Origin of the sequence: Pseudomonas sp. RC4D1 (genome assembly GCF_018390395.1) — a bacterium.
Lineage (GTDB): Bacteria > Pseudomonadota > Gammaproteobacteria > Pseudomonadales > Pseudomonadaceae > Aquipseudomonas > Aquipseudomonas danubii.
The window spans coordinates 279,210-293,961 of record NZ_JAHBAW010000002.1 but is presented as its reverse complement, the minus strand read 5'-3'; the positions used below and the strand labels follow the sequence as shown (position 1 = coordinate 293,961).

At 61.9% G+C, this 14,752-nt stretch carries 13 protein-coding genes; 10 read left to right on the top strand and 3 right to left on the bottom strand.

Annotated elements, in window-relative coordinates:
• Positions 1–88: 88 nt before the first annotated feature.
• From KHO49_RS17185 to KHO49_RS17170, 4 genes are read left to right on the top strand one after another with little or no spacing between them, the layout of a single operon-like run.
• Positions 89–589 carry a hypothetical protein gene (locus KHO49_RS17185; protein WP_213665432.1) on the top strand — a complete coding sequence of 167 codons (501 nt, stop codon included), beginning with the start codon at positions 89–91 and terminating at the stop codon, positions 587–589.
• Positions 586–2,754 (top strand): T6SS effector phospholipase Tle3 domain-containing protein, encoded by a 2,169-nt coding sequence (locus KHO49_RS17180; protein ID WP_102880172.1) that lies wholly within the window; start codon positions 586–588, stop codon positions 2,752–2,754. The genes KHO49_RS17185 and KHO49_RS17180 overlap by 4 nt, the downstream gene beginning before the upstream one ends.
• Positions 2,754–4,349, top strand: coding sequence for a type VI lipase adapter Tla3 domain-containing protein (locus KHO49_RS17175; protein WP_213665431.1), 1,596 nt, complete (start codon positions 2,754–2,756; stop codon positions 4,347–4,349). Before KHO49_RS17180 ends, KHO49_RS17175 begins: the two co-directional genes overlap by 1 nt.
• An 18-nt stretch (positions 4,350–4,367) precedes the next feature.
• Positions 4,368–4,628, top strand: coding sequence for a PAAR domain-containing protein (locus KHO49_RS17170; RefSeq protein WP_102880175.1), 261 nt, complete (start codon positions 4,368–4,370; stop codon positions 4,626–4,628).
• 125 nt (positions 4,629–4,753) lie between these two features.
• Here the strand turns inward: KHO49_RS17170 and KHO49_RS17165 are convergent, their stop codons facing one another.
• A complete protein-coding gene (locus tag KHO49_RS17165) occupies positions 4,754–5,272 on the bottom strand; it encodes a DUF4265 domain-containing protein (RefSeq protein WP_170004652.1) in 519 nt (172 codons plus the stop codon).
• 299 nt (positions 5,273–5,571) lie between these two features.
• Between KHO49_RS17165 and KHO49_RS17160 the strand changes: the two genes are divergently transcribed.
• The 6 genes from KHO49_RS17160 to KHO49_RS17135 are packed head-to-tail and all read left to right on the top strand — an operon-like array spanning position 5,572 to position 11,170.
• Complete coding sequence (locus KHO49_RS17160; protein ID WP_249735669.1) at positions 5,572–6,645, top strand: glycosyltransferase family 2 protein; 1,074 nt, start codon at positions 5,572–5,574, stop codon at positions 6,643–6,645.
• Between the two features lie 53 nt (positions 6,646–6,698).
• A complete protein-coding gene (locus KHO49_RS17155; RefSeq protein WP_213665430.1) occupies positions 6,699–7,721 on the top strand; it encodes a hypothetical protein in 1,023 nt (340 codons plus the stop codon).
• On the top strand, positions 7,718–8,452 hold the full coding sequence (locus tag KHO49_RS17150; RefSeq protein ID WP_213665429.1) for a hypothetical protein: 735 nt from the start codon (positions 7,718–7,720) through the stop codon (positions 8,450–8,452). The genes KHO49_RS17155 and KHO49_RS17150 overlap by 4 nt, the downstream gene beginning before the upstream one ends.
• A complete protein-coding gene (locus tag KHO49_RS17145) occupies positions 8,449–9,543 on the top strand; it encodes a glycosyltransferase family protein (protein ID WP_213665428.1) in 1,095 nt (364 codons plus the stop codon). The genes KHO49_RS17150 and KHO49_RS17145 overlap by 4 nt, the downstream gene beginning before the upstream one ends.
• A 51-nt stretch (positions 9,544–9,594) precedes the next feature.
• A complete protein-coding gene (locus KHO49_RS17140) occupies positions 9,595–10,218 on the top strand; it encodes a phosphatase PAP2 family protein (RefSeq protein ID WP_213665427.1) in 624 nt (207 codons plus the stop codon).
• Entirely contained in the window at positions 10,205–11,170 is a 966-nt protein-coding gene (locus KHO49_RS17135) for a fatty acid desaturase family protein (RefSeq protein ID WP_213665426.1), read from the top strand. Before KHO49_RS17140 ends, KHO49_RS17135 begins: the two co-directional genes overlap by 14 nt.
• Here KHO49_RS17135 and KHO49_RS17130 read toward each other — a convergent pair.
• Both KHO49_RS17130 and KHO49_RS17125 read right to left on the bottom strand, forming a co-directional pair.
• Positions 11,140–12,762, bottom strand: a complete 1,623-nt coding sequence (locus tag KHO49_RS17130; protein ID WP_110653758.1) for an EAL domain-containing protein — start codon at positions 12,760–12,762, stop codon at positions 11,140–11,142. The genes KHO49_RS17135 and KHO49_RS17130 overlap by 31 nt on opposite strands.
• A 176-nt stretch (positions 12,763–12,938) precedes the next feature.
• Positions 12,939–14,678 carry a dipeptidase gene (locus tag KHO49_RS17125; RefSeq protein WP_213665425.1) on the bottom strand — a complete coding sequence of 580 codons (1,740 nt, stop codon included), beginning with the start codon at positions 14,676–14,678 and terminating at the stop codon, positions 12,939–12,941.
• Positions 14,679–14,752: the final 74 nt, after the last annotated feature.

Below are 14,752 nucleotides of genomic sequence, written 5' to 3'. Positions count from 1 at the left end.
GAGGGCTGCCGACGTCGGCCAAAGGGGCAACTGAGTCCTTGGCAAAAATCGAATTCACATTGAAAAAACTGCGTCAGGGTACCAAGTCATGAAGTCTGATATATCGCCTTTATTCTTGTTGATCGCCCTGATCGCAACCTCTGTCCAGGCCGTTTCCAGAATGCCGTCAGCGACCCCAGTCTTGATCAGGGATAACCAGCCTGTCGTTGATCTGCGTCCCCTGTTGGCTGAAACCAACAATCTAGAAATTACGCATGTGCTTCTCTGCCGCCTTGGTGCTCAGCGTTGCGATGAAACGATATGGGACATTGCGCTCCCCGCTGGTTGGCAGCAGCCGGATCTCACCTTGTTTGGCAACTACCCGGGAGCAACCGTAAGGGTTCTCAGACATGAGGCTTTACAACCAGGAGGCAGTTACAACCTGTTCATTCATTTCAACGAGCGGAGCCGACTGCACCAGCAGACGGTTGACAACACCGTTACCGAGTTTTGCCTGGAAGAAAAATCTGACGCCTTGCGCGTCCTGCCCCGCGCAGACTGTCGGGCTCGAAGGATCGCAGCGCAACATCAAGGAGGACCTGCACGATGAATGACGCCGTACGGATGAGGACCATTTGCACCGCTGAAGCGATCACCCTGCCAGGCGGTGGCGATGTGCACCTGATCGCGCCTCCCCCCAAGCCCTGCGTGACCATCGTGGTGCATGGCGTCAACGATCTGGCCGGTTGCTACGAGCGCATCGAGCGCGGCCTGTGCGAGGGGCTCAACGAGCGCCTGGACATGGCGCCGACCCTGCCCAATGGCGTGAGCAATCCGGGCTTTCTGCGTCCGGCCAGCTACAGCCTGCCCGAGGACGATGAGGGCAAGGCCCGCAACCCCGACGCGGTGTACTACCGGCGCAAATTCGCCGCCGCGGCCAATGGCACCGACGCCCGCAGCGTGGTCATTCCGTTCTACTGGGGCTTTCGCGAGGAAGAGAAGCACATCATCAAGGATGCGCCCCACGGCGAGTGGATGGATCGCAACAGAAACCGCCTGGACAAGGCGGGCACCAAGGAAGGCGGACAATTCGCCAATGCCACCACCAACCTTCCGGACATGTGGGGCGAGGGCTTCAACGGTTATCCATTCGGCATCGTACCGCTCAACTTGATCGGCGGTACGCGAACTCACCCGCTGTTTGCCGCCGCGGGGCGTCGTTACATGGTGCTGGCGGCGATGCGTCTGGCAATGCTGATCAGGATCATCCGCAAGCGCTACCCGAACGACACCGTGAATGTGGTGGGCCACAGTCAGGGCACCTTGCTCGGGTTGTTGGCCCATGCCTTTCTCAAGGATCAGGACGAGCGACCGGCTGATGGCTTCATCATGCTCAACTCGCCTTACAGCCTGTTCCAGCCCAATACTGAAAAGACCCAGAAGTGGCTCGAACAACAAACCACACCGGCGCGTATTGCCACCCTCAAGGGCATTCTCCAGTTCATTGCCCAGAGACCGAACCCGGTTCCTGCGCTGTCCAGCGTCGCGCTGAGAAACTGCCAGGGGTATGGCGCCATTGGCGGGCCGGGCTGGAGCGGCGGTACTGCGTCGCACACCACAATCGATGGTCAGCGCGTCTCATTCAATGAACGTGACAACCGTGGCTGCAGCTACCTTTACTTCACTCCTCAGGACCAGACCGTGGGCCTGGGCAACGTCCAGGGTATCGGTTGGCAGGGCGTCGGCGACACCGTGGATGGCCTGCCGGCGCGAACGCAACTGCCGCTGAGTTTCCATCAGCGGATCTTTACCTTGCGCAAGCGCAACAACGAAAAGGAAGCCGTCGGCAAACAGGTTCCCCCCTACATCTACCCACTGCTGCTTGAGGGGGAGGCGACCTGGGAGGACACCGGTTTAGGGCTGCTGGACCGCAGTGCAAGGGCCAATCTCAAACCGGGGGCACGGGTGATGTTGACGGCTCCACAATTGCCCATACCGGCAGAAACCGATTTCGCCACTGATGGCGTCATGACTGCGCCTGGTGAGGATTCGGACAGTGGCGTGTACCAGATAATGGACACACTGGACCCCATCGATGCTGCTATTGGCCTGAGCAATGACAAGTCGCTGCGTATCAAGTCGGCCTGGCGCCCGAAGGACACGCAATACGCCCGTCAGGAGACCATGGAGGAGGCCATTGCCTTCAAGCATGGCCGTGATGTCGCGAGCGTTAAAAAGGCCCGCGACGAGATCTACGAGGTGTCCCAGCACGCTCACGTGTTTGCGGTACGGGCCATGGGTGATGGGCAGGTCCTGGTGACGCGTGGAGAGACTCCCTACGAGGCTCGGTTGCGCCTGCAAAGGGAGGCGTATCAAGAGCCGCAGTCGTTTCATTCGGGGATTCCTAATAACCCGGAGCACAGTCGACGAGTCCTGGCCTATGACGTGGCGATTGGAGCAGGGGAGAGCGTGGATGATGTGACGTTCTATGCGTATTTGTGTCGGGTGGCGGATTGGCGGTTGGATTGGAAGAGGACTGATGAGGTCATAACCGGTCAAGATGATCAGGCTCCTGATCAACCAGATGAAGCGGTTGAAACGTTTTATCTACAAGAGCAAGCCACTAACCGAAAATTAATCGATGCCACGATTGAATATCGAACTACAGGGACGCTACCTGGTTTGGTCGGGGACACTATGCCCTCTTTAGTAGGGGCCCAGACATGGGGCGAAGAAAAACTTGGCAAACCCATCTGCTTTGGGGGTAAAGCCTGATGCGCAGCCTATTCCAGTGTTTATTGATTGCCGGCGTGCTGGTGGTCAGTCATCAGTCTGAAGCGGACGAAATCTCATTGATAACAGTTCGCTGTTTTGCCAGCCCTTCTACGGCCGTTACTGCCAATATCCCTGTTAAGGAGGCGGCTTCAATGCCCACCAATACTCGTTACCGCGCCCCAACCATGTCGCCTCGCCTTGAAACCCTGGATGTGCTCAGCATTGGCGTGAGTCTGGATGTTTTTCGCCAGGGAGATATCTGGAGAACTTTGCAAGAGCAGAATGCGAGAGAGCCGGAGGCTCTGCATGTCGGCAGTATCCTGCCCATGGACCCGAAGAAATACCCGGTCACTGCCGATGATAAAAATATGGCTTATACAAAACGCAAAGCCGATGCATTGGAACTGGGATTACGCAATTTTTTAGAAAAGTGGCCAATTCCCACCATTACGGTTGTCCGTGGTTGGAGTCCTCAAACACCGAACCTGCGGTTCAGGCCTGAAAGAACCCAAGTAATGCTCACCAGTATGGTGAATAGTTACCGGACAGACTCGGGCTTACATTGGCATCGCATCCGGAATGTTCAGGATGGAATTGTCTGCAACGACACTCCTGAAGCATTGGTAGAAAACCTGTTCCGACTTTTCGAGCACAACCCTGATCTTCCTGCTGTTCTGGTTTATAGCGTTGAAGGCATCAATATGGCTGGTGCTCTATCAAGCAAGGACACTTCTTTAAAGTCGCTCGGGGCTGTCGCGGGCCCACGCCAACCTGACAAACTCACCGACGCCATGGTCGCCCTAGTCGTCGGCCGCCCCGAACGTGTCGAGTGGCTGCGCTATTACGCTCCCTTCACCAAGGTCAACAAGAACAAGATCGACCCCGAATTCACCGGTTGGGGCTGGCGTAAACCTGCTTTCGAATTCCAACCTTCGGAATTCATCCCGCAACCTTGGACCGAGCGTGCTTTTGAACAGTGGGACGCCTTGCCAGTACTGGCCCGGATTCATCGCCCGGTCACGGTTTCCCTGCAGCGCCCGGACAACGGCGAGCGCCTCAAACGCGAAGCCTTGACCACTCAACTGGCCGCTGGCTGGAGCAAAGCCACTGATGCCGTTACACCAGCACCGGCCCGGGTATTCTACGACGGCGGTCTGAACAGCACGCCACTGGCCGAGTTGCTGCCCGCGTTGACGGCTGCCCGCAGCTCCCTGGACCTGCTCGATTCCCGCGAAGGCTACGACCTGACCCAGCGTTTGGGCGATACCGGCGCCGCCTCGCCGTTCGTGGGTATCGCGCTGGCGACCATGGCCAGTTACCTGAATGCCGACACCAGCGTGGTCATGCCTCTGCGCCGCAAGGATCAAGCGACCCTTATCACCATCACCTCGCCGACACCCGGACAAAAGCCCGTTGGCAACAAATTTGGCATCAACCTGATGCCGCAGACCGCCAGCAGTGATGACGGCGCCTCGGTAAAACCTGCGCCGGCTGCTCCTGGCGCATCGCGGATGCCGGTTGTGGAAGAGGATTACACGCTGGAAGAGTTTCTGGCCGAGCTGAGGCCCAAGGACAATTGGATGGATGACCTTTAAGGTCGCTTAGGAGTGGGCATGGACATTATTCGACTAGGGGACAGTACCAGTCATGGCGGTTCTGTCATTGAGGCATTCAGCCAGACCGACTTGAACGGTAAACCCATGGCGGGTGTCGGGCACAAGGTTGTGTGCCCGTTGTGCAAAGGGGTGTTTCCTATTGCAGAAGGCAGTGCCCTGTTGGATGTCGGTGGTATTGCAGTGGCCCTTGACGGTATGAAGACCGCGTGTGGCGCCAGCCTGATCGCGAGCGGTCCCAAAGCAAGGGCTGCGTGTTAGCCGGGTAACGGCGTCGAAGTGTTCAAGAGCGCAGGGGGGCTGGCGCTGATCGATGAGCCACGGTCACGGCTTCTCAGGCCGGGCCATAGAGTGCTGTGGCGCTTGCCTTCTGCTGAGCTGACCGCTCAATGGGTCATGCGTGGTAACGATGCCAGGGATGAGCATTGCGATTGTCGTGCGAAGTCGATCCCGTGATGCTGCAGGCAGGCGTCTTCATAGGCAATCTGGTCATCGTCAGCGATCGAGCAAAGGTAGGCGTCTATAGGTTCGAAGCGGCACTCTGGCGCTATATCAACCGAGAAGAGCGACAGGCTATGAGTCACTGAACAGTGGGCACCCAACTGTTGCAGTGTCTTGATGATGTTGGCTTTGTCCTGTGCATTTTCAGCGAAGACTCTGAGGGTGGAGTGGCCTCCTTGTTGAATAACGACGGTAGCGATCAGCTCGTTGTTTTCCTGCCGCGTATCAATCAGGTCGCCTTTGCTGAGTCCATAAATGTAATAGGGCGTGTTGTCGACGATGTAGGTCGTTTCGCCTTGTTTGATGCCCCAAAGGGATTCGGCAGCGACGGGTGGGTAACCGTCATCGTCCTGTTTCAGGAGGATGGTGATCTTGTGAAAAACTTCGGGGTGATGCTGTTTCATGCCCATGGGCTCCGCCCGCTCGAACGTGTCCGAGAGTAGTGATAGCTGATTCGTGCCGAAGAATACCTTATCCAATCGCTCCCTCAGGACAGATTCCAGCGGCTATGTGGGGGCACTTCAATGGTGCTCCTGAAGAATCCGGGGTCTCGAATCGCAGCGGGGTCCAGCGACTGCGTTGGCCATCACACGGGGCGCACTTGGCGTTTGAATAATCTCGGGAATAATGCTGTGATTGCGCCCGTCGCGCCCCCGGGTGGCCGCGCTTTTTTCAGAGATTCAGTGAAATGGATAGCCAAGCAATGACAACCAGGACGTCGCAGCTGCCTCCCGGCAGCGATAGGCGCGAGCGCCTGGTGGGTATCGCAGCCCATACCGCGCTGGTGTTGGAGACCAACAACCTGCGTGGCGGCAAGGATGCACAGGAGGCCTTGAACAGCCTCAAGCGGCTGATCGCACGCCTTGCCCTGCAGAGTCTGCCACCCCAGAATTTTGCCCAGTGGGTCATCACCCACGATGGCCTTGATCCTGTGGCGCGCCAGGCCCTGTGTGCACTGGCCGGACGGGAACTGGACTTTGTCGAGATCGATACCCTCACCGGTTACTACGATGCCAAGAATGTCGGTTTCGACGCGGTCGACCAGGGGCGCTGCCAGTACGTGGTCTTTGCCGATGCCGATTGCATTCCCTGTAGCCATTGGCTGGAGCAGTTGCTCGTGCCTTTCGCCGAGGACGATGCGCCGTTGGCGGTTGCCGGGCGTACCAGTTATGCGCCCAGCGTCGCCGGCAGTGCCCTGACCGCCATCGACTTCATGTACTTCCCCAGCCCCTTGCGCCGCGGCGCCACGCGTAATTTCTACGCCAACAACGTGGCCTTTCGCTGTGACACCTTCGAGCAATATCGCTATGAGCCGCTCGATGGCATCTATCGCGCCCATTGCCAGGTCATGGGCCTGCGCTTGCAAGCGGCGGGCGTGGCGGTGGTCTATGCGCCAGGCGCCCATACCGAGCATCGACTGCCCGACAGCCAGGGCGAAGTGCTCAAGCTGCGCTGGCTCAGGGGCGGTGACAGCGTCGGCCTGACACCCTATCTGGTCCGTGCCTATATGCCGGGCTGGCTGCAATGGCTTGGGCGCAGTGGTCCGATCGGCCCTCTGTGCGTGATGCTCGGGCGCCTCGGCTACAGCCTGCGGGCCCTTAACCATCAGGACTTGCCGCCCTTGCGCGGGCTCCGACGTCTTGGGGCGACGCTGGTGGTCATCGGCATGTCGTTGCTCGACACCGCCGGCGCTGTGGTGCGTGGCATGGGCATCAGTGTCGGGCGCCGCAGCGCCGCTCACAGTGAAGCCTTGTCGTATCACCGCAACCTGGATTGATCCCCGTCGCGCCGTATCGTCGCACGCCGCCTGCGTGCCCACAGGACTCCCCCATGAAAACACCTTCGCTCGCTTCATTCGGCTACTCCCTGGCCTGCCTGGCATTGCTGGCTTTGAGCGGCCAGGCCAATGCCGCGCCTTCCGAGTTCAGTGGTCGCGGGGTGTTTCACTTCGCCTCGGACAGTGGCTGCGCGACCGTCACCCGCAGCACCGACCGCGACTGCAACCGGATTGCCCTGGATGTGGCAGATGCCCGGGCCAGCGTCGACCCGCAAACCCACGCCATCGTGATTGGCGCTGACGACCACCATGACAGCAAGACGGTGATCGGCGACGTGCTGCTGCACGGCAGTGGCATCGCCGCCGATGGCCAGCGCGTGCCGCTGAGCCTGCAGGTGCTGTTGCGGCGCTCGGGCACGAAGTGGAAGTCCGACACCTATGTGCACTCGCCCGTGCGCGGCAAGTTCAGCGACATCGTCCTCGACCCCTATCAGATCAGCGTCCGCGAAGGCGCCGGCGAGCGTGTGCTGTTCACCGCCGAGCAGGCGCGCAAGGTCCTGGCGCAGCCGTCAATCGCCGCGCGAGTGGCCAGTTACTTCGTGGTCGTGCGTCCCAGCGATGCCCAGAACCCGGCGGCCAACGACATCACCATCGGCCTGGGTGTCGGGCGGCTGTCCAAGTCAGTGATGCGTGCCAGTTTCACCGCGGCGCAATCGGGCACTGGCGAACTGGATGCGTTGCTGGCAACGGGCACCTGGAACCTTAACCTGCAGGCCCTGAGCGGCCAGATTCCGTTGTGGGTGGTTCAGCGCCAACTGTTCGTGTTCGGCCTTGAGGACAGTCCTCTGCTCAAGGAGGTGCGCCAACGCGGCCTGAACAAGCGCGACACTCTGGAATTGGGCGCGGTCAACGGCAAGGGCTACCTGCGTTACAACGGCCATGAACAACCCTTTGCCAATGCCGGGGCGTCTGGAACGGCCTTTATGCGTGACAGCTTTATCGGCCTGATCCTGGCCTGGCATCGCAGCCAGCAGGTAGCCACGGTATCCGCCACTGCCCCGCAGCCTGCGCAATGAGTGGGGGTGAAGCAGTCGCCACCGAGGCGGACTTCAGCTGCCTGAGCATGCCTCAGGCCCAGGGCCTGGGGGCGGTGCAGGCGGGCCTGGTGGATCGCATCAAGCGCGCTGCGCTGCGGCGTCTGCACCGTAGCCCCCGCGGGGAGCGCTTGTTGTTGCGCATGTACCTGGCCGGCGAAGACGCCACCGAGCGCACGCTGCTGGAAGACTTGCTCCCCCAGTCGCCGCCCTGGCTCGAGCGCCAGGTGCAACAGCACCTGGCCGATGAGCGTCGCCATGTGACGCTGTTTGCCGACGCTTTGCGCGGCCTGGGCGACGACGGCTCGGTGCGCCTGGAACCGGACTGGCTCAGCCGGCGCAAGATCCGCCGCTGGCAGCGCCTGGCCCATCGCTATGCGGCACATTTCGAGCATGGCCTGCTGGTGCCGGCCTACGCCACCGGGCTCTGTGCCGAGCAGATGGCCCAGCGGGTATTGAGCCGCCACTGTGCGGTGATCGGCACCGGGCATGAGCTGTATCCGCTGCTGTCGCGGGTCCTGGCCGACGAGAAGGCCCACGTGCGCTTGTGCGAGAACACCTTGCGCCGCATCGTCGCGCCCCATGAGTCTGTACACCTGGACCTATTGCTCAAGGACATTCGCGCAGTGGATGCCAGTTTCGGCGTGACCGGTGCCCTGGCCATGTACATCGCCGGTTGGGTCCTGGGCGGTGTGGGCAGCGCGGCCCGATGAGTAAACGGATTCTTTATCTGGCGACCGCCGATGCCCGTGGCCACCTGATGCGCGCGCAGTTGCTGGTGCATGCCCTGCGTGAGGCGGGGGCCCAGGTCGAGGTGCTGACGACCTCGGAGCAGGGGCAGCACTTTCTGCAACGCTTCGGCATCGAGGCCGAGCTGCTGTCCAGGCACTATGCGGTGCAGTTCGACAGTGAGCAGAACATGCTGCGCCAAGCCACCAATCGCAATGTCGCCCATTACCTGTTTCGTCCCGGGCGGATGCTGCGGGACATTCTGCGTCTGGGGCGCAGGCTGCGCAGTGTGGATCTGGTGATCAACGACTCCTTCCATCCGGCGCTGCTGTACATGGGCATGCTGCCGGGATGGCGACGCAAGGTCGTGCACGTGTACGGCGCGAGCCTCAAGGTGGCACTGCTGAACAATTTCGCGGGCATGTGGCCGCGGCAGTTCGGGCGGTTGTTCGGCTGGATTGTCGACCGCCAGATCAACGCGGCGCGAGCCCGCATCGAGCATGATTTCGCCTATGAAGTGGACGACGCCCAGGCGCCGTTGCTGTATCGCCTGCCGACTCCGGTGGCCCTGGCGGCGGTGATGCCGGAACCTGCGGCCCCCGGGGCTGCGGTGTACCTCAATCCGCATTTCAGCGAGCCCAGCCTGGCCGATGCCTTGGGTGCGGGCCTGGAGGACGCCGGCCTGGACACGCATCGGGTGGGCGAGGGCTATGCCGGACGCCATGGCTGGCTCGGGGTCGACCCGCACTGGGCCAGCCGCGCCGCCCAGGCCCGGCTGATAGTGTCAGCGCCGGGCATGGCGGCACTGTCCATCGCTCGGGTCTATCAGCGGCCGATCATCCTGGTGCTCAGCGATCAGCCCGAGCAGACCAGCAATGCGGCGCGTGCCGCCCAGCTACAGCTGCTGCATCGGGTGGTGACCTGGCGCGGCGATGCCGCGGATTTTCGCCGCCAGGTGGCTGCAGCGGCGCAGCAATTGACCGCAGCGGCGGGGGCCGAGTCGACAGCGGCTGCCGGTCGGGCGCGGGCCCAGGGGCGGATCGACGCCTGGGTCAGCCGCCTGCTCAGCCTGTGAACACGCCGCTGTGGGCCGTGATCCACTCTTGCATCCACTAAGCGAGCAGCCATGAGCAATCCCTTGCCCAGCCCGACCCCGAGAGCCAGCTATCGACAGACGCTGGTTGCGCTGCTGGGACTGTTGCTGGGCCTGAGCATTTTCATCGGCGTGCAGCGACTGATCACGCCGCGCTACACCTGGGTCACGCCGCTGGATGAATGGATTCCTTTCATTGCCCAGTCCTGGTGGCTGTACGTGCTGTTCTTTCCCTTCGTGCTGCTGGCGGCGACCTACGCCAGTGCCGAAGCGTTCAGGATGTTCAAGAACGCCACGGGGATGGCTTTCGCCATTGCCCTCCTGTGTTTCTGGCTGTTCCCCGAGCACCTGCCCAGGCCCGATCTTGGCAACCTCGACAATGCCTTTTTGCATCAGCGCCTGAGCCGCATGTGGCAACTGGACCTGGCGTCCAACGGCTGTCCCAGCCTGCATGTGGCGGTAACGTGCCTGGCCTGCCGTGCGCTCTGGTCCCACCCCGGCAAATGGCTGATCGGCATCACCGGCCTGTTGATCTGCCTGTCGACCCTGACCCTCAAGCAACACACGTTGCTGGATGTCGCAGGCGGCCTCCTGCTGGCCCTGGCCTGCGCCCTGGCCACCCAACGACAAGGAACCCATGCCCGTGTCCCAGCCTAATGCCCGCGCCGGCGACAATCAGGCGCTCAAGGCCTTTGTCCCGGCCGCCGAGCTGTTTGTCCTCAAGCCCTGGATCGGGATGCTGGCGCTGCTGGCCGACTGGCTGCTGATCGCTGCCGCGTTCGTCTGTGCCGCACGCTGGCCGCACCCGGTCACCTACCTGTTGGCGGCGCTGATCATTGCCCGCAGCCAGTTGGCCCTGGCGGTGATCATGCATGAGAGTGCCCACGGCCTGCTCCTGCGCCGGCAGGCACTCAATGATGGCGTGGGGCAGCTGTTGGCGGCTGGCCCGCTGTTTCTTTCCATGGCCACCTACCGCGCCGGCCATCTGAAGCACCACCGGCAGCCGATGCTGCATGACGACCCGGTGATGGCGGTGTTTGGCATGGGGGACTACCCGCTGCCTAGGGGCAAGCTGGCCAGGCGCTTGCTGGCGGATCTGTTCGGGGTGGGCTACTTCATCAGTGCCTGCAAATTTGCCCGGGGTGATTACCGCGCCATCATGCCCAAGGTCGACAAGTCTGCGGGGCAGGTGTCCTGGGAGATCTGTTCAATGCTGCTGGTCAACGGCGTGCTGTTCGGCTTGCTGAGTGCGTTCGGGCACCCCTGGCTCTACCTGGGTTTGTGGTTGTTGCCGGCCATCACTTTGCTGCCGTTGATGGGCCGGGTCCGGGCGCTGATGGAGCACGCCGGCTTGCCCGCTCATGCTGACCAGAGCCAGAACGCCCGCAGCATCGTGCGTCCGAACGGGCAGACCTTCTTCTTCGGCCCCCATGGGATTCACTACCACATCGAGCATCACCTCTATGTGCGCGTGCCGTTCTACCATTTGCGCCGCCTGCATGAACAACTGGCAGCGCGGCAGTTGCTGCCTGCGGCGAATCTCTATGGCGGCTACATCGGGGTACTGCGGGATGTCAGCTACCCGGCGTTGAAGCCGCCGGCGGCCTGACTCTCTGCGACGTCCCCGGTCCCATCCCCCGGATGCTGATCGATGAACTCCCGCAGTTGCTGAATGCTCATCGGGCGGCCGAACAGCCAGCCTTGGGCATACTGCACGCCATGCTTGCGCAAAATGTCGCGCTGGAGCGGATTTTCGACGCCTTCGGCAATCATCTGCAGGCCCAGGGAGCGGGCCAGTTCGATGATGTGCATCGTCACCAGGCTGGTGGGGGCGTCGGTGCCCAGGGTGTCGACAAACATCTTGTCGATCTTCAGGTAGTCCAACTCATAGGTGGCCAGGTACGACAGGCTGGAATGACCGGTGCCGAAGTCGTCGATGGCCACCTGGAAACCGTTGGCCCTGACTGCCAGTAGTACGGCGCGGGACTTGTCGGGGTCCATCAGGCCGCGCTCGGTGATTTCCACCATCAGGCTGCGCGGTCCCATGCCGGCTTCTTCGGAGAGTTTCTTCAAGCGCTGTTCGGCGTCCTGAGTCTTCAGATCCTCGCTGGAAAGGTTGATGGCGATGTGCAGGCGTTCATCGGCGCGCAGCAGTTCCGCGGCATCGCGCACCACGATTTCCATGACCCGGGCGGTGATGCGCTGGATCAGTCCGTTGGCTTCGGCCATGGGAATGAAGACACTGGGGCTGATCAGCTTGCCGCCCTGGGTGCGCCAGCGCGCCAGGGCCTCGGCACCGACGCAGCGGCCATTGTGCAAGTCGATGATGGGCTGGTACTCGATGAAAAACTCGTCGCGTTCCAAGGCCGCTTGCAACTCCCCCTTCAGGGACAGGCGGCGCCGGGCCAGATAGGCGACCAGAGCGGCCAACAGCAGGCCCAGCACCAGCCCCAAAGGCGCGATGATCAGCGCGAGGCGCCGTACCCGCTCGGCCACCACCGATGAGGATTGGGCGGCCAATGCCGCGGTTTCGCTGTTGGACGCCGGCACAATGACGACGAAGTAGCCGTCATCTTCGAATTCCAGCGCTTTGCCATCGCCGCTGTAGCGCTGTACCCATTGCTCCTTCACCACGCCGCGCTGGCCGATGATGCTGCGCAGCCGGGTTTGCAGGAAGGCGCTGGACACCGATGACTGCTGATTCAGCAGGTCCAGGGCAAAGTCGGGGTGAATGATGGCGGCGTAGTTGTCCCGGGCCACCACGGCAAACACCTGATCCGGCAGACCGGGCAGTTGTACTTTGTTCCAGAAGCGCAGGCCGCTGGGGTCCGGGCCCGAAAAAGCGCCCAACGCCAGGGGTTCGGTTTGGGCTTGCAGGGTGTTGCACAGCAGCGTCGAGCCGGCCATGCCGGCCATGCCCACGATGTAGCGATAGCCCAGTACCAGTCTGTGCATGTCTTGGAGCTGTTGGCTGGAACAGAAGGCTTGAGGAGGTTGCTGGTTGAGCTGGCTGATGGCGGCATTGATCTGCGCGCGCTGCAGGCGGGCACGCTCCAGAACGTCGTTGGCCACCTCGTGCAACGAGGACATGACCGCTTCACGGCCCTGTTTTTGGGCCAGGTAGAGGGACAGCGACAGGGGCGCAAGCAGCGCCAGTAGGCCGACGGTGCAGGCCAGCAGGAGGACACCCAGCTTGTTCATTGAACTCTCCGTGACCCACTGACGGCCTCGCAAACGCTTGGCTGGGCCTTGATGACGTTCGGAAAAATGGACAGGAAAATGCCGAATGGCTTATGGGAGGGGAGTATAGAAGGCGCTGGGCAATCAATCGGAACAAGGTCATCGGACCCGCCATTGCGGCGGGTCCGACAGGTGTGTCAAAGCTTGGGCAGTTGCCCGATACGCCCGACCATCTCGGTGACGATCTGCAAGTCCAGGAGGAACTGGTCCACGGTCTTGAACTCGTTGTCGGTGTGGCCGGTGTACTTGACTTCGGGCCGCGCCAGGCCGAATTGCACGCCGTTGGGCAGCTCATGCACCGAGGTGGCACCGGCGGAGGTGCCGAACTGGTGTTCCATGCCCAGGTTCTCGCTGGCCACCGCCAGCAAGGCCTTGACCCATTCGCCTTCGGGGTTGCGGTACATCGGTGCGGCGATGGAGGTGTCGAGCGTCACCGCCACCTGGGTCTTCTTGCTCCAGGCCGCCAGCTTGTCGGTGATTTCAGCCTTCAGCACGTCCGGGGTCTTGCCCTTGGGCACTCGCAGGTTGACCGCCAGCTTGAAGGCTTTGTCATCCACGCCGACGAAGGTCGGGGAGGTGGTCAGCGGGCCCATGAAGGCGTCGGCGAAACCGATGCCCAGCTTGTTCCCCAGGTAGTCCAGGCCCCAGTTGTCGGCGGCGTAGCGGGCACCGTCGGTGAACGCGTTGTGCTTGAGGGCGATCTTGCCGTCGAGGCTGTTGATGAAGTCCAGCATCCGCGCCACCGGGTTGACCCCGGACTCGGGTTCGGAGGAGTGGGCGGACACGCCGGTGACGGTCAACTGCACCTCCTTGCCCACCACCTTGGCGGTGACCTGGAAGTTGCCGCCGTTGGCCTTGGCATAGGCGGCACCGGCTTGCTGCAGGCTGGCCACCAGTTCGGCGGGTGTGTCGGTCTTGAAGGTGGCCACCGAGGTGGAAGGAATCTGGTTGGTGGCCAGGCCACCGGTCAGCCCGGTCATTTCCGCGCCCTTGCCTTCGGCGGCACGCCGGGCAAAGGTCGCCATCACCGTGCCGTAGCCTTTCTCGGCGATCACCACCGGGTAGCCGCCATCCAGCGCCAGGTTGTAGTTGGGCGTCGGGTTGCGTTCGAAGTAGTAGGGGATGGCGTCGCCGCTGGTTTCCTCGGTGGTGTCCACCAGCAGTTTGAAGTTGCGCGCCAGGGGCAGCTTCTCTTCCTTGATGATCTTCATGGCGTAGAGCGCGACCACGATGCCGTTCTTGTCGTCCTCGGTGCCGCGGCCGTACATGCGGTCGCCGATCAGGGTGACCTTGAACGGGTCGAGGCGGGTGCCGTCTTCCAGGACCCAGTTTTCCGGGGTCACCGGCACCACGTCGGCGTGGGCGTGGATGCCGACCACTTCGTCGCCGGTGCCGTCCAGGGAGATCTCGTAGACCCGGTTGTCGATGTTGCGAAAATTCAGGTTGAAGGCCTTGGCCAGGCCCTGGATCTTCTCGGCGATCTTGAGAAACTCGGGGTTCTTGTACTGCGGCACACCGTCGATGTTGAAGGTGGGAATGGCCACCAGTTCACGCAGGGTCTCGGTGGCGGCCTTGCCGTACTTCACCCGGGCGTAGAGGCCCAGCAGGCGATGGATTTCGTTCTGCTGTTCGGCGGACAGGCTCTTGTTGTCGAGAAAGGCGCTGATGGCCGGGCCCAGGTTGGCGTCCTTGCCCGCTTCGCTCTTGGCCAGGCTGCCGAGGAACTGACGGAAGTCGCTGACCGAGTGGTCACTGAAGGACTTGAGGATGGCCGCGCTCTGTTGCGGGGTGATATTGGCCTGGGCGGCGCTGGAAAACGCGGACAGGCTGGCGAGCATCAGGGTGGCCGCGGCCAGGTGCTTGAGAGAAAAATCCATTGTTGAGGGCATTCCTTTGCAGGTTATGAGTGGGAAGTGTCTGATGTTTCAGACAGAAACGTTCCCAAGCTAAC